18 protein-coding genes are annotated in these 22434 nt (G+C 67.5%); 5 read left to right on the top strand and 13 right to left on the bottom strand.

Going from position 1 to position 22434, the window contains the following annotated elements; all coding sequences use genetic code 11:
* Nucleotides 1-25 precede the first annotated feature (25 nt).
* A complete protein-coding gene (locus tag B2G71_RS07280) occupies nucleotides 26-652 on the top strand; it encodes a hypothetical protein (RefSeq protein WP_206049343.1) in 627 nt (208 codons plus the stop codon).
* A gap of 365 nt (nucleotides 653-1017) precedes the next feature.
* Nucleotides 1018-1899: an OmpA family protein gene (locus B2G71_RS07275; RefSeq protein ID WP_098105083.1), complete on the top strand. Its 882-nt coding sequence runs from the start codon at nucleotides 1018-1020 to the stop codon at nucleotides 1897-1899.
* A gap of 64 nt (nucleotides 1900-1963) precedes the next feature.
* Here the strand turns inward: B2G71_RS07275 and ligA are convergent, their stop codons facing one another.
* Nucleotides 1964-4138 (bottom strand): NAD-dependent DNA ligase LigA, encoded by a 2175-nt coding sequence (gene ligA / locus B2G71_RS07270; protein ID WP_098105082.1) that lies wholly within the window; start codon nucleotides 4136-4138, stop codon nucleotides 1964-1966.
* A gap of 146 nt (nucleotides 4139-4284) precedes the next feature.
* Between ligA and B2G71_RS07265 the strand changes: the two genes are divergently transcribed.
* Nucleotides 4285-5250: an acyl-CoA thioester hydrolase/BAAT C-terminal domain-containing protein gene (locus B2G71_RS07265; protein WP_168176297.1), complete on the top strand. Its 966-nt coding sequence runs from the start codon at nucleotides 4285-4287 to the stop codon at nucleotides 5248-5250.
* Between the two features lie 61 nt (nucleotides 5251-5311).
* Here B2G71_RS07265 and recN read toward each other — a convergent pair whose 3' ends face one another.
* The 7 genes from recN to B2G71_RS07235 form a co-directional block, all read right to left on the bottom strand.
* The gene (gene recN / locus B2G71_RS07260) at nucleotides 5312-6982 is read right to left on the bottom strand and encodes a DNA repair protein RecN (RefSeq protein WP_098105283.1); all 1671 of its coding nucleotides are present in this window, start codon (nucleotides 6980-6982) and stop codon (nucleotides 5312-5314) included.
* 102 nt (nucleotides 6983-7084) lie between these two features.
* Nucleotides 7085-7225 (bottom strand): hypothetical protein, encoded by a 141-nt coding sequence (locus tag B2G71_RS24045; protein WP_168176296.1) that lies wholly within the window; start codon nucleotides 7223-7225, stop codon nucleotides 7085-7087.
* 4 nt (nucleotides 7226-7229) lie between these two features.
* Nucleotides 7230-9671, bottom strand: a complete 2442-nt coding sequence (locus B2G71_RS07255) for a TonB-dependent receptor (RefSeq protein ID WP_098105080.1) — start codon at nucleotides 9669-9671, stop codon at nucleotides 7230-7232.
* Nucleotides 9672-9737: 66 nt separating this feature from the next.
* The gene (locus tag B2G71_RS07250; RefSeq protein ID WP_098105079.1) at nucleotides 9738-9944 is read right to left on the bottom strand and encodes a YezD family protein; all 207 of its coding nucleotides are present in this window, start codon (nucleotides 9942-9944) and stop codon (nucleotides 9738-9740) included.
* A 135-nt stretch (nucleotides 9945-10079) separates the two neighbouring features.
* Nucleotides 10080-10529 (bottom strand): Rrf2 family transcriptional regulator, encoded by a 450-nt coding sequence (locus B2G71_RS07245; RefSeq protein WP_098105078.1) that lies wholly within the window; start codon nucleotides 10527-10529, stop codon nucleotides 10080-10082.
* Nucleotides 10530-10609: 80 nt separating this feature from the next.
* Nucleotides 10610-11416: an outer membrane protein assembly factor BamD gene (locus B2G71_RS07240; protein WP_098105077.1), complete on the bottom strand. Its 807-nt coding sequence runs from the start codon at nucleotides 11414-11416 to the stop codon at nucleotides 10610-10612.
* A gap of 42 nt (nucleotides 11417-11458) precedes the next feature.
* Nucleotides 11459-12307, bottom strand: a complete 849-nt coding sequence (locus B2G71_RS07235; protein ID WP_098105076.1) for a TauD/TfdA family dioxygenase — start codon at nucleotides 12305-12307, stop codon at nucleotides 11459-11461.
* Between the two features lie 487 nt (nucleotides 12308-12794).
* Here B2G71_RS07235 and B2G71_RS07230 point away from each other — a divergent pair, with 487 nt between their 5' ends.
* Nucleotides 12795-13604: a PAS domain-containing protein gene (locus B2G71_RS07230; RefSeq protein ID WP_240530040.1), complete on the top strand. Its 810-nt coding sequence runs from the start codon at nucleotides 12795-12797 to the stop codon at nucleotides 13602-13604.
* Between the two features lie 86 nt (nucleotides 13605-13690).
* Here the strand turns inward: B2G71_RS07230 and B2G71_RS07225 are convergent, their stop codons facing one another.
* From B2G71_RS07225 to B2G71_RS07210, 4 genes are all read right to left on the bottom strand, one after another.
* The gene (locus B2G71_RS07225) at nucleotides 13691-14536 is read right to left on the bottom strand and encodes a TauD/TfdA family dioxygenase (protein ID WP_098105074.1); all 846 of its coding nucleotides are present in this window, start codon (nucleotides 14534-14536) and stop codon (nucleotides 13691-13693) included.
* 83 nt (nucleotides 14537-14619) lie between these two features.
* Nucleotides 14620-15213 (bottom strand): TetR/AcrR family transcriptional regulator, encoded by a 594-nt coding sequence (locus B2G71_RS07220; RefSeq protein ID WP_098105073.1) that lies wholly within the window; start codon nucleotides 15211-15213, stop codon nucleotides 14620-14622.
* A gap of 118 nt (nucleotides 15214-15331) precedes the next feature.
* Nucleotides 15332-17821 (bottom strand): TonB-dependent receptor, encoded by a 2490-nt coding sequence (locus B2G71_RS07215; protein ID WP_098105072.1) that lies wholly within the window; start codon nucleotides 17819-17821, stop codon nucleotides 15332-15334.
* Nucleotides 17822-18159: 338 nt separating this feature from the next.
* Nucleotides 18160-19035, bottom strand: a complete 876-nt coding sequence (locus tag B2G71_RS07210) for an alpha/beta hydrolase (RefSeq protein ID WP_098105071.1) — start codon at nucleotides 19033-19035, stop codon at nucleotides 18160-18162.
* A gap of 199 nt (nucleotides 19036-19234) precedes the next feature.
* Here B2G71_RS07210 and malQ point away from each other — a divergent pair, with 199 nt between their 5' ends.
* The gene (malQ, locus tag B2G71_RS07205) at nucleotides 19235-21232 is read left to right on the top strand and encodes a 4-alpha-glucanotransferase (protein ID WP_098105070.1); all 1998 of its coding nucleotides are present in this window, start codon (nucleotides 19235-19237) and stop codon (nucleotides 21230-21232) included.
* 21 nt (nucleotides 21233-21253) lie between these two features.
* Here malQ and B2G71_RS07200 read toward each other — a convergent pair whose 3' ends face one another.
* On the bottom strand, nucleotides 21254-22429 hold the full coding sequence (locus tag B2G71_RS07200) for an alpha-hydroxy acid oxidase (protein WP_098105069.1): 1176 nt from the start codon (nucleotides 22427-22429) through the stop codon (nucleotides 21254-21256).
* Nucleotides 22430-22434 lie beyond the last annotated feature (5 nt).

Raw genomic sequence — 22434 nt, 5'->3', positions numbered from 1 at the left:
GTAAGAACGGCAAAGGAGGGCATCGATGCGTCGAGAACTGGTAATGGCGGCGCTGGCCGCGGCGCTTGTCGCCACCCCCGCCCTCGCGCGCGACCAGGAGGAGCGCGTGACGAACCAGGACCCCGATGCAATGGACGTCGCCAAGACGCCGATCACCGACCTCAACATCAGCAAGGACCCGATCCCCGCGCTGCTCGTCGCCGCGCAGGAACGTCCCTACACGCTGGCCGGTCTCAACAAGTGCAGCCAGCTAAAAAAGGCGGTCGAGGACCTCGACACGCTGCTCGGCCCCGACATCGACTTGCCCGAGGAAGAACGCGACCGGATCAGCGCGGGCCGTGTCGGCCAGTGGGTGGTCGGCTCGTTCATTCCGTTCCGCGGCCTGATCCGCGAGATTTCGGGCGCCAACGCGCATCAGCGCGAGTTCCTGTCCGCGATCCAGGCCGGGCTCACGCGCCGCGGCTTCCTCAAGGGCGTGGGCGCCTCGAGGCGCTGCGCCTATCCCGCCTCTCCCGCCACGCCCACGGTCATCGCCCAGTACAAGGCCGAGCTCGACCGCAAGGAGGCGGAGGAAAAGGCGGAGAAAGAACGCAAGGAAGCCGAGGAGAAGGCCGAAAAGGCGCGCAAGGAGCGCGAAAAGGCGAGAAACTGAGCATCGCTCCCCCGCCGAACCGCCTTGCGATGATCGCAGCCCCTTTCTGACGAGCCCATCCTTCGCACGGTCGAGACCCGTCTTATCCCGGCGAAGACCTTTCGGTCCGCGCGGCGCGCGCGATCGGTTCACCGCACGATGCGCTCGCATGAGCGTCCCGGGCCGGGCGCCGCGCGGAAGCGTTCATCTACGAGCAAGGTCGACCTGAACACCCATGAAGCGCGTTCGAAGCGCGGCGAAATCCGCCGCGCGAAATCCGAATGGGGGTGGGACATCCTGGACAGCCGGACACGTCACTTGCGGAAACGCCCGACGACGTACCGCGCGTACGCCGGCCGACCGTTGCAACACGAAGGAGTAGCGTAATGAGCGTCGTTTCCAACACCTCGCGATACCTGTTGATGCTTGGCGCGCTGGCCCTGCCCGCGACGGGCACCGTGGCCGCGCAGGCGCAATATCCCGGCGAAGCCGACCTCTCCACCACCGTCTATGCCGCGACCCCACCGCCTGCTTCCGAGATGGACGCGGGGCCCGAGATCGACGGCTTCATCTCCGCGCGCAGCGGCGACAAGATGCAGGTCACCACGCCGGACGGCGCGCAGACCGTCGTCGCGATCACCGATGACACGCAGATCAAGGCGAGCGGCGGCTTTCTCGGCCTCAACCGCGACACGCTGGCTGCCACCCAGCTGATGAACGGCCTGCCCGTCTCGGTCGAGACCCTGGCCTGGGAAGGCGGCCTCGTGGCGAGCAAGGTCGATCTCAAGAGCAAGGATCTCAAGACCGCCGCGATGATCCACAACGGCACCGACCAGCGCTTCGCCCAGCAGACGGCGGCGACCGAGGCGCTGCGCGGACGCATGGGCGACATCGACCAGTACAACATCAAGCAGACGACGAGCGTGAACTTCGACACCGGCAAGTACGCGCTCTCCACCGAGGCCAAGGACGCGCTGTGCGCCACCGCGTCGCAGGCCGAAGGGATGGACAATGCCCTGCTGCTGGTCGTCGGTTACACCGACTCGACCGGAAGCCAGGAGTACAACCAGATGCTCAGCGAAAAGCGCGCGGGCCGCGTGGTCAACTATCTCCAGCAGGCCTGCGGCTGGAAGCCCTACCGCATGCTGACGCCCACTGGCATGGCCGAGGCGGACCCGGTGGCCGACAACAGCTCGCGCGACGGCAAGGCGCAGAACCGCCGCGTGGCGGTCAACGTGCTGGTCAGCAAGGGCCTCGACGGCCTCTGAGGCGCGTCACGGCCGATCGCCAGAGCGAACAGGACCCTCCGGAGAGATCCGGGGGGCCTTCGCCTTATCCGGCGGCCTTCACGATCTGCGCCCACTCGGTCTCGTCGATCACGCGGATGCCGAGGTCCGCCGCCTTCTTCAGCTTCGAGCCCGCGCCCGGCCCGGCGACCACGAGGTCGGTCTTGGCCGAGACCGAGCCCGCCGCCTTGGCGCCCAGCCGCTCGGCCTGCGCCTTGGCCTCGTCGCGGCTCATCGTCTCGAGCTTGCCGGTGAAGACCACGGTCATGCCCGCCACTTCGCTGTCCCTGGTCTCGACTTCGTAGAGCGGCGGATCGACCTGCCCTGTTTCGGGATCAAGCAGGTCGGCCCATACGTCGCGGTTGTGCTGCTCGTGGAAGAAGTCGGCCAGCGCATGGCCGACCGCCGGTCCGATCCCGTCGGTGCGCACTTGCAGGATGCGCTTGATCTCGGCGAGCATCCGCGCCGCGAAGGGGCTGGGCTTCTCGTCCTCGCCTTGCGGGTTTTCCTCGCGGTAGCGGTAAATCTCCGCCGCCTTTTCGGGCAGCAGGCGAATATCGCGCAGGCCCTTCAACAGATCGCGCGCGGTGACCGCGCCGACATGCCGGATGCCGAGGCCGAACAGCAGCCGTGCGGCGTCGGGCGCGCGCTTGTTTTCCACCGCTGCCAACAGGTTGTCCACAGACTTGTCCTTCCAGCCCTCGCGGCTTAGCAGCTCGTCACGGTGCTGGTGGAGTCGAAAGATGTCCGCCGGGCCCTTGTCGAGCCAGCCGAGTTCGAGAAATTCGGCGATCGACTTCTCCCCCAGTCCTTCGATATCGAGCGCGCCGCGGCTGACGAAGTGGCGCAAACGCTCGAATTGCTGGGCCTTGCAAATGAGACCGCCGGTGCAACGCACGTCGACCTCGCCTTCCTCCGCGACCGCCTCGGATTTGCAGACCGGACAACGATCGGGAAAGACGTAGGGGTCTCGCTTTTCGTTGCGGGTAAGGTTGTCGACAACCTGTGGAATGACGTCGCCCGCGCGCTGGAGCACGACGCGGTCGCCGGGCCGCAGGCCGAGCCTGGCGATCTCGTCGCGGTTGTGCAGCGTGACGTTGGTGACGGTGACGCCGCCCACCAGCACCGGCTTCAGGCGCCCGACCGGCGTAAGCTTGCCGGTGCGCCCGACTTGTATATCGATGCTTTCGAGCACGGTCTCGGCGCGCTCGGCCGGAAACTTGTGCGCCAGCGCCCAGCGCGGCGCCTTGGCGACGAAGCCGAGCCGCCGCTGCCAGTCGAGCCGGTCGACCTTGTAGACGACGCCGTCAATTTCGTAGGGGAGCCCCGCGCGGCCCTCGCGGATCGCCTCGTAGGCGGCGAGCATCTCGTCGAGCGAGCGGCACAGCCGGAAATCGGGCGAGACCGGCAGGCCCCAGCTTTCGATCACGCGCACGACGTCGTGCTGGCTCTCGCCCGGCACGCTGCTTGCCGCGCCCCAGCCGTGCGCCCAGAAGCGCAAGGGCCGCCGCGCGGTGACGCTCGCGTCCTTCTGCCGCAACGACCCCGCAGCCGCGTTCCTCGGATTGGCGAACTGGCGCACCTTGGCCTCGTCGAGCGCCTCGCCCCTCGCCTCGGCGTCCGCCCGCGCCTCGTCCATCAGCGTTTCGTTAAGCGCGGCGAACGCGGCCTTTTCCATGTAGACCTCGCCGCGCACCTCGAAGACATCGGGCACGTCCTTGCCGGAAAGCTGCTGCGGGATATCGGCGATATGCGCGACGTTGGCGGTGACGTCCTCGCCCACCTGCCCGTCGCCGCGCGTCGCCGCGCGCACCAGCCTGCCCTGCTCGTAGCGCAGCGAGCACGAGAGGCCGTCGATCTTGTCCTCGGCGGTAACGACGACCGGCTCCTCGTCGCCCAGCGCCAGGAAGCGCCGCACCCGGGCGAGGAACTCGCCAACTTCCTCGGGCGTGAAGGCGTTGTCGAGGCTCATCATGCGAACCTCGTGCGTCACCTTGGACAGCGGCGAGGCGGCGACTTCGTGGCCGACCGCGTTGCTCGGTGAATCGGGGCGGACGAGATGCGGAAATGCGGCTTCAAGCTCGGCGTTGCGCCGCACCAGCGCGTCGTACTCTGCATCGGGGATCTCGGACGCGTCCTCGGCATGGTAGAGCCGGTTGGCGCGGTTGATCGCCTTGGCGAGGCGCATCAGTTCGTTGGCGGCTTCGGCTTCGCTGGTCATCGCGCCGGAATAGCGAGAGAGCGCGATTCGGCGAATGGCAATTCGCACGATGCATGCAGGCGGGGGCATGTCTTTCGGGCAACTTCCCTTTGCCGCGTGGCCCGGCTAGCGGTCGAAAGGTTCGCTCCCGATACGAAAGGTCCGCCGTGCGCGCTCTGCTCCCCGTCCTTCTGCCCCTGTGCGCCGCGCTCGTCCCCGTCGCGGCGAGCGCGCAAGGCTTCGCGCCGCCGATCACCGTCGCCGATGTCGATGCGAGCGGCACGCGCGTGACGATCAACGGGCTGCCGGGCAACTGGTACCCCGCCAGCGGCGAGGGAGAGCATCCCGCGATCCTGATGCTCGGCGGCTCGGAAGGCGGCCTCACCCAAGGCAGTGACCGCGAAGCCCGCGCGCTGCGCGAGCGCGGCTACAACGTGCTCTACCAGAGCTATTACCGCACCTCGCAGGACAACGCCGACTTCTCGATGGTGCCGCTCGAGACGTTCGACATGGCCATCGACTGGCTCAAGGCGCAGCCCTCGGTCGATCCCGAGCGGATCGGCATCGTCGGCGGCTCGAAAGGCGCCGAAGCCGCACTGATTACCGCCGCGCGCCGGCCCGAGATCAAGGCCGTGGTCGCGGCGATGCCGAGCAACGCGATGTGGGCGGGTTTCTCGTTCACCATGAAGCCGGGCGTCGACTACAAGTCGTCGTGGAGCCTCGGCGGCGAACCGGTCGCCTTCATGCCCTACGGCGCCTACACGCCGGGCGAACCGATGGTCACGATGTACGCCAACGGCCTAGCCGCCTCGGCCGGGCACGCGGACGCGCTGATCCCAGTCGAGAACATCGCCGGGCCGGTGCTGCTGATCTGCGGGGAGGACGATACGCTTTGGCCCTCGTGCCCGATGGCACGCAGCCTCAAGGCCCGCGCCGAAGCCGAGGACGGTCCCGATGTGGAGGTGGCCGCCTACGAGGATGCGGGCCACGCGGTGTTCGGCAGCCCCCTGCCCCAAGGCAGCGACCTCTCGCGCCTCACCTACTTCGGCGGCACCGGCGAAGGCAACAACGCCGCGCGCAAGGATTCGATGGGGAAGATGGAGGCGTTCCTCGACGCCGTGCTGAGCGACTAGCCGGCAAACCCGGCGCAGCCCCGGCCAATGACCGCAAACCCCGGTCCGGCGACGGCGGGCCTCAAACGCCTTCCAGCAGCCGGTTCGCCTGGGCGCGGGCCTCGTCGGTGACTTCGGCGCCCGAGAGCATGCGCGCGATCTCTTCCTTGCGCGCGCCCTCGTCGAGCAGTGCGACCGAGGTGCGCGTGACGGTACCTTCCGAAGACTTGGCGATCATGTAGTGCTGGCCGCCGCGCGCCGCGACTTGCGGGCTGTGCGTTACCGCCAGGAGCTGGCCCTGCGCGGCGAGCCGCGCCAGCCGCTCGCCGATCGCGCTCGCCACCGCACCACCGACGCCGCGGTCGATCTCGTCGAAGATCACCGTCGCCGCGCCGCCCTCTTCCGCCAGCGAGACCTTGAGCGCGAGGATGAAACGCGACAGCTCGCCGCCGCTGGCGATCTTGGCGAGCGGAGCGAAATCGGCGCCGGGATTGGTCGAGATGAGGAATTCGACCGAATCCATCCCGCTCGCACCCCAGCGCTCCTCGGGCAGCGCCGTCACCGCGGTACGAAAACGTGCGGCATCAAGCTTGAGCGGCGCGAGTTCGGCCGCGACCGCCGCATCGAGCCGCAGCGCCGCCGCCTCGCGCGCCGCGTGGAGCGCCTCGGCTGCCGCGCGATAGTGCCGCGCGGCCTCAGCAGCGGCGACTTCGAGCCCGGCGACCTCCTCGCTCCCGTGCTCGATCGCGTCGAGCTCAGCGCGCATCCGGCGCATCGTGGCCGGCAAGTCCGCCACTTCGCAGCGATGCTTGCGGGCGAGCGCGCGCAAGTCGAACAGCCGAGTCTCGATGCGGTCGAGTTCGGCGGGGTCGAAAGCCATCGCCTCGGCGGCGCGCTCGACGCGCTCCTCGGCGTCGCTCGCCTCGATCACCGCGCGATCGAGCGCGGACAGCGCCTCTTCGAGCAGCGGATGCTCGCCCGCGATCCGCTCGAGCCGCCGCGCCGCCGCGCGCAGTTGCGCCAGCGCCGAATCGGAGCCCTGCCACAAGTGCTGCAGGTCCGACAGATCGGCCGAGAGCCGCTCGCCCTTCTGCATCGTCGCGCGGGCTTGGGCGAGGCCCTCTTCCTCGTCCTCCTCGGGCGCGAGCGCATTGAGTTCCTCCAGATAGGCCAGCAGCAGGTCCTGGTCCTCGGCCGCCTTCTCCACCCGTGCGCGCGCCGCCTCGAGCGCCTCTCGCCGCGCCTGCCAGTCACGCCAGGCAGCCGCTACGCCCTCACCGTCGGCGCCCGCGCCCGCGTATCGGTCGAGCAGCGCGCGATGGCCGCGCGCGTTGATCAGCCCGCGATCGTCGTGCTGGCCGTGGATCTCGACGAGCGCCGGGCCGATCTCGCGCAGCAGCGCGACGCCGACCGGCTGGTCATTGACGAAGGCCTTGCTGCCGCCGTCGGCCTTGAGCTGGCGCTTGATGATGAGCGGCTCGCCCGGCTCGATCTCGATCTCCGCCTCACCCAGCGATTCGGCGACGGACGCGGGCAAGGCCGCGAAATCGAACATGGCGGTCACGCTGGCGCGGTCTTCCCCCGCGCGCACGAGGCCGCTGTCGGCGCGGTTTCCCAGTACCAGGCCGAGCGCGTCGAGCAGGATCGACTTGCCCGCGCCGGTCTCGCCGGTGAGCACGCCGAGCCCGGCGACGAAATCGAGATCGAGCGCCTCGATCAGCACGATGTTGCGAATGGAAAGCCGAGTGAGCATGTTCGCCTCGCGTTCTAGCGAAAAGCGGAACATGCGTCACCCGGCTTCACTCCGCGCGACGGCAAGGGGGGACGTGCACGCGAAGCTCATTTCCCTAACGTGTCAGAACGCCAAAAGATGCAGGAGGGCATTGATCCAGACGGCGAGCAGGAGCGCCGCTATCCAATCGATCTCCGCCGTCCAGCGGCCGTTTCCCGGTCCGGTTCGGTCAAGCCTCGCGCGAGACTTGTATTGCGGCTTCATGGCCTCAGAACTCCGTTTTAATCGTGAAACCCCAAGTCCTGGGGTCTCCGGGTTGGCCGACGATCAGTCCGGTATTGCCGCTCGGCACCGCAAGTTGTTCGAAATACTCGACATCGAACGCATTGCGGACCCAGCCGTAGAGGTCGATTCCGCCCGGCACGCGGAACCCCGCCCGCAGATTGGTGAGCGCGTAGCCGTCGACCCAGGTGTAAGCGGACGGCGAGGGATTGGACGAGAATCGCGACCGGTAATTGCCGTCGATGCCGAGATAGGCCTCGCCGTCGAGCCCGAACAGAACCGCGGGCACGTTGCCCTCGGCGCCATAGGAAAAGGCCCACTTCGAGACCCCGGGAAGGCGCTGGCCCGAAATGTCGCACGCGGCGGGACTGAGGCCGCCCGGGGTTCCCGGCGCGCCAGGCACTTGGCCTTCGCCGACGGTCGTCCCGCCCGAAAGCTCCGGCGGGCACGGCGCGTCGACAAAGCGCCGGTACGTGGCATCGGTATAGGCGCTGTTGGCATAGGCGTTGAAGCGGCGGCTTGGACGGATCGAAAAGTCCGCCTCCACGCCCTGCGTGCGCACCTTGTCGGCATTGGCGAGGTAGCCGCGCAGCACGCCGAGTTGGCCGTTGTTGACCAGCGCCTGATAGTCCGAGATGTCGGTGCGGAACGCGGCCAGGTTGACGATCGCCCGACTGCGCCAGAACTCCAACTTGAGGCCCAGCTCGAAGTGATCGACCGATTCGGGCTTGACCGACGCCGCAGCGAGCAGCGGTACGCCATTGGCGTCGGCGGGCAAGCCGTTGAGATTGACGCCGCCCGACTTGAAGCTGCGGGCGTACGTTGCGTAGCCAAGCACGCCCGGCGCGGCGTTGTAGCTGGCGGTGAAATCGTAGCTGACGTTCCAGTCGGAGAACTGCGCCTCGAAGCCCTGCGGCGCGAGCACCGCGCGCTGAGCGGCAATGCGCGAATCGCTGCTCGCGAAGGTCACGAGCTGGCCGTCACCGTTGACCACCACCGAATTGTAGCTGCCCCGCTTGCGGTCGTAGTTGAGCCGCACGCCCGGCTGGAGGGTCAGCGCGTCGGTGACCTTCCAGCTCACCTGGCCGAAGGCGGCGGCGCTGGTGTTACTCAGCCGGATATCGTTGCTGGCCGTGAGCCCGTCGAGCACCGTCGGATCCTGCGACAGCGGATTGGTTGGGTTTATCAGCCAGGCGCTCGCGGCGGGGCCCTGCGCCTGGCTGCCGCTCGTCCGGACCGTCTGGTGAAAGGCGAAGATACCGGCGACGAAGCCCACGCGCGCGCCGTCATGATTGAAGCGCAGTTCCTGCGTGTACTGGTCCTGCTGCGAGGGGTTCTGCGACAGGGTCGTGATCGGCAGGCCGAGATAGTCTCGGTCGTTGGCGGGCAGCCAGTCCCAGAAACGCCACGCGGAAATCGAACTCAAGGTGCCCCAGCCGGTATCCCACTCGGCCTTGAGCGCCACGCCACCCATTTTGTTGCGCGCGCTGAGTTCGGCATCGAGATCGGTCAGACGAGCGAACGGATCGGTGCTCGGCACCGCGTAGTGCTGCGCCGCGCTCAGGGCGGCGTACTGGCGCGCCAGATCGCGTTGGGTGGCGCCGGTGCGCACGTAGATTGTTGCGCAGCATTCGGGGTCCTGTCGCGAGAAGTCAGCAGATAAAGTCAACTTGAGGTCGTCGCGCGGTGTCCAGGCGAGCTGCCCGCGAAGGCCAAGATTATCTTGCTCGTTCACATAGTTGTCGGTGGTGACGTTGAAGATCGTGCCGCGCCGGCTGGTCGCGGAGATCGCCACGCGCGCCGCGAGCGTTTCGGACAGCGGTCCCGATATGGCGGCCTTGGCCTGCTTGAAGGCAAGATTGCCGATCGAGATTTCGGCGCGCCCTTCGAAGCCGTCAGTGGGCTGCCGGGTGGTGATGGCGATCGCGCCGGCGCTGGTGTTCTTGCCGTAGAGCGTGCCCTGCGGCCCACGCAGCACCTCGATCTGCGCGACGTCGAGAAAGTCGAACGTCGAGGAGGCGACGCGCGAATAATAGACGTCGTCGACATAGATGCCGACGCCCTGCTCGATGCCGTCGTTGGTCAGCCCGAACGGCGCGCCGATGCCGCGAATGTTGACCGCGGTGTTGCGCGGGTTGGACGAGTAGAATTGCAGCGTCGGCGTCAATTGTTGCAGCCGGCCAACGTTGAAGGCGCCTGTGGCGTCGATGTGGTCGCCTCCGACCACCGAGATCGCGAGCGGCACGTCCTGGCTCGATTCGGCGCGGCGGCGCGCGGTGACGACGATCACCTGGCCGGTATCGTCGTCGCCGGTGCCGACCGAGGTCGTGCGGTCATCGCGGGATTGCGGGAGCGCCTGCTGGGCAAATGCGGCGGGCGCGGTGAGGACGCTGCCGGCAAGCAGCGAGATGCGGACGAACGAATGCATATCCAAATCCTTGCGGTAAGGGAATTGGATGCATCCGGCGGTCCGGTCTGCATCTGGGCGGGGATGTCAGGTGAAGCGCTGGCGCTCGGTCACGTCGAGCTGGACGACGCGGCCATCGTGGATCGTGAGGTGAACGGCGCCGTAGCGCAGGCGGGAAACCGCCTCGGCCACGGCGGTCAAGGCGGCATGGCTCCTTGCGGCGATCACGGAATCCCCGTGGCCGTCGGAACCGGCGGTACTCTGGGCGGATGTCGCCCGGTCGGGTGGACCCATCTGGATACTCCTTCCGCGCCGAATTTATCTCTACTCATAAGATAGACAATATGGATTTTGCTTGGCTGCGCCCAAGCGAAAGTTTTGCGCGCCGACGTGAACGGCGCGCCCCGGAATCGGCGATGGGCGGGCCCGTCAGGCGGGGGGAGTCGCGTCGTCCTCATGGGGCGGCTCGGTCATGATCGGATCGGCGAGCGTGATCCGGTCGAGCATCGCCGCGGTCTCGTCGCGCAACATGAGCATCAGCCCGCGCAGCCGGCAGTTCGCCTCGGGCAGGCAATGCTCGCAGGTCTCGTGCGCGTTGCGGCTGGCGCAAGGCACCAGCGCGACGCTGCCGCGCGTGATGCGGATGATGTCGCCATAGCGGATGTCGACCGGCGGCAGCGCCAGCTCGTAGCCGCCGGTGCGGCCGCGATGCGATTCGACGATCCCCTCGCGCACCAGTTCGGACAGGATCACGGTCAGGAACTTGCGCGGGATATTCTGCGCCTGGGCAATCTGGTCGAGCCGCACCGAGCCCTGGCCGTAGTGGTCGGCGAGTTCCTGCAGCGCGCGGATCGTGTAGCGGGTCTTCTGGGACAGCATTGGCAGGCTATCCCAGCGCCTTGCGGGGCGCATTGTCAACTGCCCCGATAGACTAGCGGCCCAAAAGGCCGCGCCGCGCCTCAGCTCGCGACGGTATCGGGCGCGTTCTTGCGCATCAGCGAATAGGCCCGCGAGTACCACTTGCTGTCGGGATAGTTGGCTTCCAGCACGGCCGCGGATTTCTGCGCTTCTTCGGGCACGCCGAGCGACAGATAGGTCTCGACCAGCCGGAACAGCGCCTCGGGCGTGTGGCTGGTCGTCTCGTAGTTGTCGACCACGTTGCGGAACCGCAGCGTCGCCGCGAGCCACTTGCCGCTGCGCTCGTAATAGCGCCCGATCGTCATTTCCTTGCCTGCGAGGTGATCGTTCACCAGGTCGAGCTTCAGCTTGGCGTCGCTGGCGTAGGGCGTGGCCGGATAGCGCCGTATCACGTCGGTCAGCGACTGCTTGGCCTGGAGCGTGATCTTCTGGTCGCGGCTGACGTCGCTGATCTGCTCGTAATAGCTGATCGCGATCAGATAATAAGCGTAAGGCGCATCCTTGTTGCCCGGATGGATCGAAAGGAAGCGCTCGGCCGACTGGATCGCCTTGTTGTAATCCCGCGCGGCGTAATAGCTGAACGCGCTCATGAGCTGCGCGCGGCGGGCCCAGGGCGAATAGGGATGCTGGCGTTCCACCTCGTCGAAGAGCGCGGCGGCCTGCTTCGTCTGTCCCCGGTCGAGCCGCGCCTTGGCGGCGGCGTAGAGCGTATCGACGTCGCGCGCGACGTAGGCGGTATCCTTCACGCCGCCGCCTCCGGCGCAAGCGGCGGCCAAGGCGATCACCGATATGGCGATGCTGCGGCGGACGATCAGGAAAGCGGTCTCGGGGCGCGAACGGTCGGACATGGGAGCGCCTATAGCCAGCACGCGGCTGAACGCCAAGTGAAGTTAGGCGAAGGCTTCCTCGCCTTCCAGCTTGGTGCGGTGCATCAGCCGCCCGGACTTGTGATCATAGGGCAGCGCGCGGTGCATGGTGCCGGTGTTGTCCCAGATCACCATGTCGCCCAGCGACCAGGTGTGGCGATAGCAGAACCGCGGCTGCGTCGCCCAGCTCCGCAGCCTGACCAGCAGCTTCTCGCTCTCGTCGATGTCCATGCCCTCGACCTGCAGCGCGGTCGCGCCGAGCACGAGCGACTTGCGGCCCGAGCGGTGCTTCCACACGAGCGGCAGCAGGTTGCGCCCACGGCTCATCCACATTTCGAGTTCCTCGATGCTCGGCTCGGGCTTCCAGTAGAGTTGCGAGCGCCACATCGCATGGACGACCTTGAGCGGCTCGATCCGCGCCTTCTCTTCCTCGGGCAATTCGTCGAAGGCCGCATAAGTGTTGCAGAAGTCGGTCTCGCCGCCTTCGCTGGCGAGCGCGCGAGCGCTCATGATCGAGGCGAGGATCGGCTTGTCCGACATCGTCCCGTCGATATGCCAGAAGAACGCGCCCTTCAGATAGCTCGCGATCGGGTTGATGCTTTCGTCCATCGTGATCGGATAGACGGCGTCCTTGCCGTTCCGGCCGCCCTCGCCCTCCTCGTGCGCGAAAGTGCCGAGCGTGTGGGTGAAGGCGATCTGCTCATCGTCGCTGAGATTGATCCTCGGGAACACCACGACCCCGCGCGCTTCCATCAAGTCACGGATCTCGCTCGCCTTTTCGCCGCTGAGCAGCGTGCGCTTGTCGGTCTGGACGACACTGCCGATTTTGGGTGCGGCTTCGCGCACGTCCCAGGTCGCGGAAACGGTGGCCATGGTTCAAGCTCTCCTCGCGGTCGATCTGTGCCGCCGCTGAACAGGTGTACAGCCGCGGTGCGGCAGCGGTCAAGCCAGCGCGGACTTGGGCAAGGGCCGCCGCCCGACGCCCCGCCCGGTCAGCAACTGGTCTCGCGAATGGCGATCGCCGACGTGCATCGATGATTCACACGGAAAACCCACCGCTCATACGGAAAATTACGTAAATTACACGAATGCCGCCCGCTTCCCAAGCAAAGTCAACCGACATCTTTTCTTCGACAAGGCGAGGGAATGAAAGACAAATTGCGTTCGACTCTCCCGCCACTGTGTAATATACGCAATTTATGCTAATTCAGGGTGGAACGAGCTGACGGATATTCGACCAACAGAGGGGGCGGGGGCGATGTTGGTCTCGGCGGCCGATTTTGTGAGGCACTTCGCCAGATACAGGGACGAGGCGCGCAATGCCCCCGTCTGTATTTCGCATCATGGCCGCGAGACCCACGTGCTTTGCGAAGTCGAATCCTATCGTGCGATGCGGGATTCGGCCGCCACGTCGTCTGACGAAGAAGGCAGCGGCGCGGAAGCGCTCAACACGGCTTTCAGCCTCGTCGACTGGATCGACGAAGCGCTGATCGTGTGCGACGCGGACATGGTGGTGACTTTCGCCAACCGCGTCGCCCGCGCGCTGATCCAGCTTCCCGCCTCGGCGATCTTCGGCCGTCCGCTGTTCGAGGCGCTGCCGCGATTGAACGGCAGCCTGATGGAAGTGCACGCGCGCCGCACGCTCATCGGCCGGGAGCCAAGTTCCGCGGACATCCCCTCGCCGTTCAAGCCCGGGGCCTGGCTGCGCTTCCAGAGCTTTCCGCTCGACCAGAACCTCGTCATCAAGTTCCGCGACATCACCGAGGACGTCAACCGGCACCGCCTCGCCGACGTCAAGGAAGCGATCCTCGCGGGCATGTCGGTCCATGGCGCGATCGGCTACGTGCGCCTGTCGGTGCGCGGCACGATCGACCGCGTTGACCAGCCGTTCTGCGACATGCTCGACCTGCCCGAGGAGCGCCTGATGGCGGTCCCGCTCTGCGATCTCGTTGCGACCGGCGACAAACCGCGGTTCCGGGATCTGCAGGAACGGGTGCTGCGCGGCGACGGTCCGGACCGGGCCATCGTCAGGTTCCTCTCGAACCGGGGCGATCTGGTCGAGATGGTGCTTTCGATGGTGCAGCTTCACGGCGCCTACGGATCGGAAGGCGCGATCTGTCTGATGACCACGTTGCCGCCCGGCGAGCAGGAGCACGTCGCCGCCGCGTAGAGCGCGCCGCGCCGGACGGCGGCGCGCCATTTTTTCAACGCGGCCTGCGAAGCCCGGCCGCCCGGCAAGGCCGGGCGCCCCTCAGCTCACGCGAAGGGCTCTTCGCCTTCGAGCTTGGTGCGGTGCATCATCCGCCCGCAGGTCGGATCGTAGGGCTCGGCGCGGTGCATCGTGCCGGTGTTGTCCCAGATCACGAGGTCGCCCGCTTCCCATTCATGGCTGTAAGTAAAGTCCGGCCCCGTCGCCCAGTCGCGCAGCCCGTGGATGATCTTCGCGCTTTCGAGCGCCGACTTGCCGACCACCTCGGCGGCGGTGCAGCCGATGACGAGGCTTTTACGGCCCGACTTGTGCTTCCAGACCAGCGGCAGTTCCTGCTCGCCGACCTGGGCATAGCCTTCGAGCTTGGCGAGGCTCGGCTCGGGCTCGTAGTAGAACAGCGAGGCCCAGGGGCCATGGACCACGCGCAGATCCTCGATCTCGGCCTTCTTCTCGTCGGGCAGATCGTCGTAGGCGCTGTAGGTGTTGGCGAAGCCGGTGTTGCCCGTACCCTTGGGGCTGGGGATCTTGCACGAGAGCAGCGAGGCCAGGATCGGCACGCCATTGCGGGTGCCGTCGATGTGCCAGTAGAGCGAACCCTTGAGGTATTCAGCGGAGGAGGGATTTTCCTTCACGTCGAGCGTGATCTTCGAGATCACCTCCGGATCGCCGGGGCGCTCGGGCGCGAACGTGCCGAGTGTCTTGGTGAAGGCCACCTGCTCGTCATCGGTGAAGTCGATCTTGGGGAACACGAGCACGCCGCGCGCCTCGAGCAGATCGCGCAATTCGCCCGCGATTTCCCCCGACAGCAGCTCTTCCTTGGCATTGAGCACGCGGCTGCCGATCTTCGGCTTGATGGTCTCGGCCTTGAGTTCGACCTTGGTGGCGAGGGACATCCGGACTTCTCCCGTATCGTGTCGAGAACGTTGTTCCCTCAATATCGGCAAACCGGCCTATGATCCAGTGACTTGTGCGGCGCTCAGTCCGCGTTCTTGGGAAGCAGCCGGTCGAGCCAGCGCTCGACGTAGGCCCTGGCCGCCTCGTGCCCGTCGGAAACGCCGAGATTGTGCTCCATCACGATCGCGCGGCCGATCCCGGCGAGCATGAGGCTCAGGGCCTCTGGCTCGAGCCCGTCGTGCTCGGCCAGGCGGTCGCCAAGCATCTCGCGGATGATCTCGACCTGACGGCGGCGCATCATGCGGCTGTGCTCGGCCATCTGCTCGCGCAGCGACTCGCGGTGGTTCGCCATCGCCATGAATTCGAGCGCGCTGGCGGTGCGGCTCGTATCGACGAAGAAGGTCCACAGCGCCTTCATCGGCTGGTCGGAGGCCAGCGCCTCCTCGATCATCCGGTCGCTCTCGGCCGCGCCCCGGCGCGACACCTCGAGCAGCAGGTCGTCGGTCGTGGGAAAGTAGTAGTGCACCAGCGAGGGCTTGAGCCCGGCGCGCGCCGCGACCCGCCGCGTCGAAAGCGCGGCATAGCCTTCTTCGCGGATCAGCTTTTCGGTCGACTTGAGAATGAGTTCGCGAGTCTGCGAGGTTTCCGCCCCGACCCTGCGCGTCGCGCCTGCCATGCAATGTCCCTTCGCCCCGGGTCTACGGGCGCGCGTCCGGATTGGCAACCGCCCGGCCGGCAGCGGAGACGCGGCGCGGGGGAAGGAAGCAAGGCGTTCCCACCCCCCGCGTCGGCGCTCAGTTGCCGAACTTGTACTTGAGCCGCAGACCATAGAAGCGCGGCTGGCCGGTGATGATCGCCTCGCCGCCGAGCGAGGAGAGACCGTTCGCGGCCGCGACGTAGTACTTCTCCTTGGTGACGTTGGTCGCGAAGACCGCGAGATCGAACGGAGCGCCGCCGACGTCGCGCCAGTTGAAGTTGAGGTTCAGCAGGTCGGTCGCCGGCGCGATCCCCGCGTCGAACGGAATCGCCCCCGCCGCGAACGCCGAGGCGTTCGAGTAGGTCGTGATCTGGCTGTCGGTGTGCGTGTAGGTGGCCGAGAACGAGATATCGCCGACCGATTCGTCCACCGGCAGGGTGAAAGTGCCGGTCACGGTCAGCCGGTTCTTGGGCGAAAGCGGCAGCCGCTGTCCCGAGCTGAGGAAGCTCGCGTTGTCGCAGTCGAAGCTGGCGGGGCTGCAGTCCGGCAGGCTCGCGCCGATCACCTTGGCGTCGAGGTAGGAATAGCCGAGGTCGAGCCGCGCCGGTCCGGCGAAGAGGCTGGCCTCCACCTCGACGCCGCGCATCCGCGACTTGCCGATGTTCTGGATGCCGTTGATTCCGGTCGGGACCGGCTTGGTGCACGGATCGCCCGGCTGCCCGGTCGGCGCGCACTGCGGAATGGTGACGGTCGCCTGCTGGTCGCGAAATTCGTTCCAGTAGCCGCCCACCGCGACATTGCCCGAAACGGGCCCGCGAAAGCTCGCCTTCACGCCGATTTCATAGTCGTCGACGGTCTCGGGGTCCCACACTTCGGCGTTGAGGTTGGCTTCGTTGACGCCGCCGCCGCGATAGCCGCGCGCGTACTTGGCATAGACGAGGATGTCGGGCGTCGGCTCGTAGTCGAGGTTGATGAGCCAGGTGGGCTCGCTCGACTTGGTGCCGAAGGCGCGGGTGCACACGCCGCTGGTGAGCAGCGAGAACACGCCCGGATTCGGCGAGGGGGTCGCGGCGCGCGAACAGGTCGCGGCGACGGCGCCCGCGGGCGAGGGCACCACGCGGATATTGTCGGCGACGACGCTTGCCTCGTCCCAGTTGTTGCGCGCGCCAAGCGTAAGCGAGAGCTGGTCGGTAAAGCTGTAGGTGCCCTGCGCGTAGATGCCGTAGTTGCGATAGGTGTAGTTGTTGCGCGAAACGGACACGCTCGAAATGAAGGGCGAAAACGTGGTGCAGGTGAACGAGTAGACGTCCGAGCAGTTGGCGAGCACTTGCGCGTACTGCTCCTGGCTGCCGATCGGCGAGCTGCGCTCCATGTAGCCGCCCGCCTGCCACTGGAAGGTATCGTCGCCCGATCGGCCCTGGAGCTGGAATTCCTCGGTGAATGTCGATTGCGCGCCCTGGTTGCGGCCCGGCCCCGGATAGGTCACCACGAACGGGAAAGTGACATTATCCCCATCGAGGCTGAACGAATAGCGCTCGCGCGCCTCGGCATAGCTGATGATGTTCTTGATCGTCAGCGTGTCCGAAGCCATCCAGGTGGTCGTGTTCGATATCTGCCAGGTCCGGCTCTTCACGAAGGGGTTCTCGACGTTGTTGGAAACGTCGTAATAGCCGTAGCCCGCCGCTTCCTCCGCATCGATCTGGGCGCAGATCGAGGGGCGCAGCAGCGCGCCGAGCCCGGTTGTCCCGACGGTCCCGGGGACCAGCCCGTTGTTGCAGTAGGCAAGCCGCGGCACGGTTCCGTTGGTATCTGACTTCACGTAGCTGGCGATGAGATAGTTCTCGAGGTCGGGCGTCAGCTCGGCGAGCATCGAGAAGCGCGCGGCGAGATAGTCGATGTCGTTGAAGTCATCGGGGCCGATATTCGTCCGGTTCTTGCTATAGCCGTCGCGCGTATTGCGGTCGACGCCGAGGCGGACCTTGAAGGTCTCGGCCAGCGGCACGTTGAGCACCGCCTGCACTCGGGTCTGGTCGTAGTTGCCGTAGGTGCCCTCGACATAGCCCTCGAGGTAGCCGGTCGGCTTGCGCGGGACGAGCAGGATCGCGCCGCCGGTGGTGTTGCGGCCGAACAGCGTACCTTGCGGTCCCTTGAGGATCTGCACGTTCTGCAAGTCGAACATGTAGCCCGGCCCGGCGCCGTTGCCGCCGCCGATGTTCGACTGCAGCCGGGGCGCGACGACGTCGGCGAAATAGACGCCGACGGTGGGCAGCGTGTTCAGTTCCTGCGAGAACCCGCGAATGACGAAGCTCGCCTTGTCGGGCCCGTAGCGGCCACTGAGCGAGAGACCCGGCGTGTAGGTCGCGAGGTCGGTCGTGCTGGTAATGTTGCGCGCCTCGAGCTGGTCCTGCGAGAAGACCGTGATCGAGATCGGCACGTCCTGCACGTTCTCCTCGACGCGCCGCGCGGTGACGACGATGGCGTCCGAACTCGATGCCGTGGCCGACGATTGGGCGAAAGCGGGCGTCGCGGAAACGGCACCCAGTGCGCAGACGCCAAGCAGGCAGCCGCGATTGGCTTGGATCTTCATCCTTCCCTCCTCTCCTCGGCCTGCTGATGCAGACCGCCTTTGGCGGCAGCGTGCGCGCTTCTTGCGCTACACGGGCGGTTGGCACCGCCGCCGCGAAAGCTCTCCCGGGATAGCTTGGGCTGTCCTCTGTTTCACCGCGAATCCGGCAAAGCGCCGATGCTGTCAAGCAAGGGAACCGCCGCAATCATGCGCGACTAAGCATACGTACAGTTTGTTGTAAAATTACCACTGATGCCGAGGCGACTTGACCTTATCGCGAGCCCGCCCCGCACCGTACGACATATTCCGAAAGCGCGCGCGATTGGCGCCCGGACCTATCCGAGCGCCGTCCACGCGGCTCAGCTCGCGTTGACGAAGTCGAGGATCGACGGCACGAGCTTGGGCCACGAGCGGAACAGCGTGTGCCCATCGGTGCCCGCCATGGTCTGGCCCGAGCGATAGTTCCACTCGTTGTCCTCCCAGGGCGGGTCGATCATCTTCGAATGCCGCACCAGCCGGTGGCACCACTCACTGGTGGCGCGCGTATGCGACAAGTCGCTGCGGCCGCTGCGGTAGACCAGCACCGGCATCGTCAGCCGGGCGAAGTCGCGCGGCGTCATGCCCGGCACCGGGGTAATGTCCGAGGGGACGTAAGCCGCCGCCCAGCGCTGCATCACCGCGATGAACTTGTCGGGATCGTAGCCGCGAATGTGTTCGCGCGCCTGCTCGCTCTTCTCGAAATTCTCGGCCCAGCTCGTGGCCTTCATCACCGCTTCCATGCCGCCGATGCTGGCGAGCGTGCCAGCTTCGCCGCAATAGTAGGTGGCAAGCTGCATCAGGCCGATCGGATCGCCCGAAATCCACCAGATCACGAGATGCGAGCAGATCTCCGGATCGCGCGCCGCCGCCAGCATCGACACGCGGCTGCCGCCCGAACCGCCCGCGATCACCGTGGGCCCGAGATCGAGCTTGCGGATCAGGCCCGAGAGCGCCTCGGCCTGCATTTCCGATTCGCTCGCGCCGAGCAGGCAGGCGTCGGACTTGCCGCAATTGGGCCGGTCATAGATCAGCACGCGGCGCCCGGCCTTGACCAGTTCCTCGGCCATCTCGCGCAGACCGGGCACGTCCATGGTGAAACGCCCGCCGGGGGTCAGCGCCACCGCCGGATCGCCATCCTTGCCCAGCAGTTCGTAGGCAATGCCGATGCCGCCCACGTCGATCTTGGATTCCGCCATCTCTTTTCTCTCTCCCGTTCACGGCCGGCAGGCCGCCTTTTGCTCGCATCGTCGGCCGCTCGATCGAACGGCGCAAGTCCCCATAGAGGAACCCTTCGCCGATGCGTACCAACGCGATGAAGCCGGGACGGTCGCGGAACCGATTGTCGCGGGCGGACCGCGAAGCTAGCCTGTCCACTCCAGTCCGAGCGGAGCACCGATGAATCCCTTGCATAGGCTTGCCGAAGCGATCGGCCTTTCGCGCACCTGGCGGAACGTCGAAGGCCGCGAGCAGACTGTCTCGGACGCCTCGCTGGCGCGAATCGCCGCCGCGCTCGGCTATCCGGCGGACAGCGACGCGGCCATCGCAGAAAGCCTCTCGCAAGCGCGGGCCGAAGCGCGTGAGCCGCCGGCGATGATCGTCACCCGCGTCGGCGAGCCGACACGCTTGCCCGAGAGCATCGGCGTCGCCCGGCTGCGCGGCGAGAACGGCGAGGCCCGCGAGATACCCTTCGCCGACTGGACGCTGCCCGCGATCGAAGAGCCGGGCTACTATGCGCTTGCCGTCAACGGCCACGCGCTGACGCTGGCGGTCGCGCCGCCCGCCTGCCCCGCCGTCGCCGACCTGCTTCCGCCCGAGCGCGTCGGCGACAAGCTGTGGGGCACCGCCATCCAGATCCCCGCGCTGCGCACGCCCGCGCCGAGCGCCTTCGGAGACTTCGGCGCGCTGGCCTCGGCGGTCGATACGCTCGCCGCGCGCGGGGCCGATGCGATCGCGATCAATCCGGTCCATGCGCTGTTTCCCGGCAACGGCGAGGGCTTCTCGCCCTATTCACCGTCGAGCCGCCTCCACCTCAACGGCGCGATGGGCGATCCCGCGCTGCTCGGCCTCGCGCCCTTGCCGGCCGACGCGGACGAGCCTCCGACACTGATCGACTGGGAACACGCCCTGCCCCGCCGCCTCGAAAACCTGCGCGCGGCCTATCGCGCGCTCGACGACGAGACACGCGCGCGCATCGCCGCCGAGGCCGCGCGCCACGGCGAAGGCCTGCACCGCCAGGCGGTGTTCGACGCGCTCGACTGCCGCTTTCGCCCCGAGGGCGCGCACGGCTGGCAGGACTGGCCCGCCGAGTACCACGATCCGGCGGGCAAGGCGGTCGCCGAGTTCGCGAGAGACCAGGCCGACGAAGTGGCGTTCCATGCGTTCACGCAGTGGCTGGCGCGCGAGAGCCTCGCGGCGGTCCAGATGCGCGCGGGCGAGGCCGGGATGGCGGTCGGCCTCGTTGCCGATCTCGCGGTGGGCGTGCATACCGGCGGCGCCGATACCTGGGCGATGCGCGGCGACATGCTCCACGGGCTGACGATCGGCGCGCCGCCCGATCCGCTCGGACCGCTCGGCCAGAACTGGATGCTCACCACGTTCTCGCCGCTGGGCCTCAAGCGGCGCGGCTATGCGCCGTGGATCGCCACCTTGCGCGCCGCGCTCGAGCGCACCGGCGCCTTGCGCATCGACCACGCCTTCGGCCTCGCGCGGCTATGGGTCGTCCCGGAAGGCGAGGATTCGAGCGCGGGAGCCTATCTCACTTATCCTTTCAAGGACTTGCTGGGCCTTGCCGCGCTCGAAGCGCACCGCGCCCGCGCGCTGATCATCGCCGAGGACCTCGGCACCGCGCCGCACGGGTTCACCGCCGCGATCGAACGGGACGGCCTGCTCGGCATGCGCGTGCTGTGGTTCGAGCGCGCCGCCGACGAGGGCTTCATCGGCGCGGCCGACTATTCGCGCGATGCCGTCGCGATGACCGGCACGCACGACACCGCGACCGTCGCGGGCTGGTGGACGGGGCGCGACCTCGACTGGGCCGTGGAACTGGGCCGCCTGCCCGAAGACACGACCCGCGCCGAGGCCGAAGCGTGCCGCGACCGCGACCGCGCTCTGCTGTGGGCGAGCCTCTCGCGCAACGCCGCGCCGCATCCGGCCGCTAACGATCCGGCGCCGGTCTGCGAGGCCGCGCTGCGCCACATTGGCGCGACGCCGAGCGTGCTCGCCATCGTCCCGCTCGAGGATCTGCTGTGCGAGGTCGAACAACCCAACCTGCCCGGCACCGTCAGCGGCCACCCCAACTGGCGCCGCCGCCTCGCCGCATCGCTCGACGCGCTGCTTGCCGAGCCGGGCACCAAGACGCGGATCGCAGCGCTCGACGCGGCGCGCAAGCGGTAAGTTCGGGTCGGGCCCGCGCCGTTACGCGGAGCACGGCCCGGCCGCACCCGGCATCACGTAGCTGCGGTCGAGCTGGTCGAGCCGGGTGACGCCGAGCATGGCCATGGCGACGTCGATCTCGCCTCGCAGCAGATCGATCGCGTGCGCGGCGCCCGCCTCGCCGCCCGCCGCGCAGCCGTAGAGCGTGGCCCGGCCGATCAGCACCGCCTTGGCGCCCAGCGCCATCGCCTTGGCGACGTCCGCGCCACGCCGCACGCCGCTGTCGAACAGCACCGTCAGCCCATCGCGCACGGCGTCGACGATCGCCGGGAGCATGGCGATCGCGGGCGGCGAGGAATCGAAGTTGCGCCCGCCGTGGTTCGAAACGGCAATACCGTCGACCCCGTGATCGAGCGCCAGCCTCGCGTCCTCAGGGCTGAGGATGCCCTTGAGCACCAGCTTGCCCGGCCAGCGGCGGCGCAGTTCGGCAACGTCGTCCCACGAGACCGAGGCCGAGTTCGCGACGCGGCTGACGGTGCCGGTCAGCTTGCGGCCGACCTCGCTCGGATAGTTGGCGAACTGCGGCAGGCCGCCGCTCAGATAATAGCGCGCGAGCACGCCCGCGCACCAGCGCGGCCGCTTGAGGAAGTCGCTCACCAGCACACGGTTGACGCGCACCGGATTGCCCATCCCGGCGCGCTTGTTGAACTCGCGCAGCGGCCACATCGGCGTGTCGACGGTGAGCACGATCACCTCGGCGCCCGCCTCTCCCGCCGCCTCGACGACCCGCCACGACAAGTCGCGCCGTTCCCACAGGTACATCTGCATCCAGTGGCCGCTCGTCGCACACCCGGCGATATCGGCGAAGCTGGTGGTCGAACTGGTGGTCTGGGTGAAGGGGATGCCCGCCCGCGCGGCCGCGCGCGCGATGGCGCGCTCGCCGTGATGCCACAGGAGGTCCGAGACGCCGGTCGGCGCGATCACCAGCGGCAGCGGCTGCTTGCGGCCGAACAGTTCGATCCCGGCATCGCGCCGCGACACGTCGCGCAAGGTGCGCGGCAGCAGCCGCAGGTCGCGCAGCGCGGCGACGTTGCGCGCGATCAGGTCGTCGTCCTCGGTGCCCCGCTCGATGAACTCGAAGATCGCGCGCGGCAGGCGCGCCTTCGCGAGCGCGCGAAGCTGCGCGATGTTGTGGGCCCGACGCGTCACATCAGCCATGGCGC

Source organism: Novosphingobium sp. PC22D (assembly GCF_002556635.1).
In the GTDB taxonomy this organism is placed as follows: domain Bacteria; phylum Pseudomonadota; class Alphaproteobacteria; order Sphingomonadales; family Sphingomonadaceae; genus Novosphingobium.
The sequence above is the reverse complement of the archived record's forward strand: the minus strand, read 5'-3'. Positions and strand labels throughout refer to the sequence as shown.

What these genes read in the sequence shown, in the direction of transcription:
- recN (WP_098105283.1), bottom strand. Translation starts at nt 6,982, where the DNA reads ATGCTCACTCGGCTTTCCATTCGCAACATCGTGCTGATCGAGGCGCTC.
- B2G71_RS07220 (WP_098105073.1), bottom strand. Translation starts at nt 15,213, where the DNA reads ATGGCAGGCGCGACGCGCAGGGTCGGGGCGGAAACCTCGCAGACTCGC.
- B2G71_RS07275 (WP_098105083.1), top strand. Translation starts at nt 1,018, where the DNA reads ATGAGCGTCGTTTCCAACACCTCGCGATACCTGTTGATGCTTGGCGCG.
- B2G71_RS07215 (WP_098105072.1), bottom strand. Translation starts at nt 17,821, where the DNA reads ATGAAGATCCAAGCCAATCGCGGCTGCCTGCTTGGCGTCTGCGCACTG.
- B2G71_RS07240 (WP_098105077.1), bottom strand. Translation starts at nt 11,416, where the DNA reads ATGTCCGACCGTTCGCGCCCCGAGACCGCTTTCCTGATCGTCCGCCGC.
- B2G71_RS07280 (WP_206049343.1), top strand. Translation starts at nt 26, where the DNA reads ATGCGTCGAGAACTGGTAATGGCGGCGCTGGCCGCGGCGCTTGTCGCC.
- B2G71_RS07235 (WP_098105076.1), bottom strand. Translation starts at nt 12,307, where the DNA reads ATGGCCACCGTTTCCGCGACCTGGGACGTGCGCGAAGCCGCACCCAAA.
- B2G71_RS07245 (WP_098105078.1), bottom strand. Translation starts at nt 10,529, where the DNA reads ATGCTGTCCCAGAAGACCCGCTACACGATCCGCGCGCTGCAGGAACTC.
- B2G71_RS07210 (WP_098105071.1), bottom strand. Translation starts at nt 19,035, where the DNA reads ATGGCGGAATCCAAGATCGACGTGGGCGGCATCGGCATTGCCTACGAA.
- B2G71_RS07225 (WP_098105074.1), bottom strand. Translation starts at nt 14,536, where the DNA reads ATGTCCCTCGCCACCAAGGTCGAACTCAAGGCCGAGACCATCAAGCCG.
- malQ (WP_098105070.1), top strand. Translation starts at nt 19,235, where the DNA reads ATGAATCCCTTGCATAGGCTTGCCGAAGCGATCGGCCTTTCGCGCACC.
- B2G71_RS07200 (WP_098105069.1), bottom strand. Translation starts at nt 22,429, where the DNA reads ATGGCTGATGTGACGCGTCGGGCCCACAACATCGCGCAGCTTCGCGCG.
- ligA (WP_098105082.1), bottom strand. Translation starts at nt 4,138, where the DNA reads ATGACCAGCGAAGCCGAAGCCGCCAACGAACTGATGCGCCTCGCCAAG.
- B2G71_RS07250 (WP_098105079.1), bottom strand. Translation starts at nt 9,944, where the DNA reads ATGGGTCCACCCGACCGGGCGACATCCGCCCAGAGTACCGCCGGTTCC.
- B2G71_RS07255 (WP_098105080.1), bottom strand. Translation starts at nt 9,671, where the DNA reads ATGCATTCGTTCGTCCGCATCTCGCTGCTTGCCGGCAGCGTCCTCACC.
- B2G71_RS24045 (WP_168176296.1), bottom strand. Translation starts at nt 7,225, where the DNA reads ATGAAGCCGCAATACAAGTCTCGCGCGAGGCTTGACCGAACCGGACCG.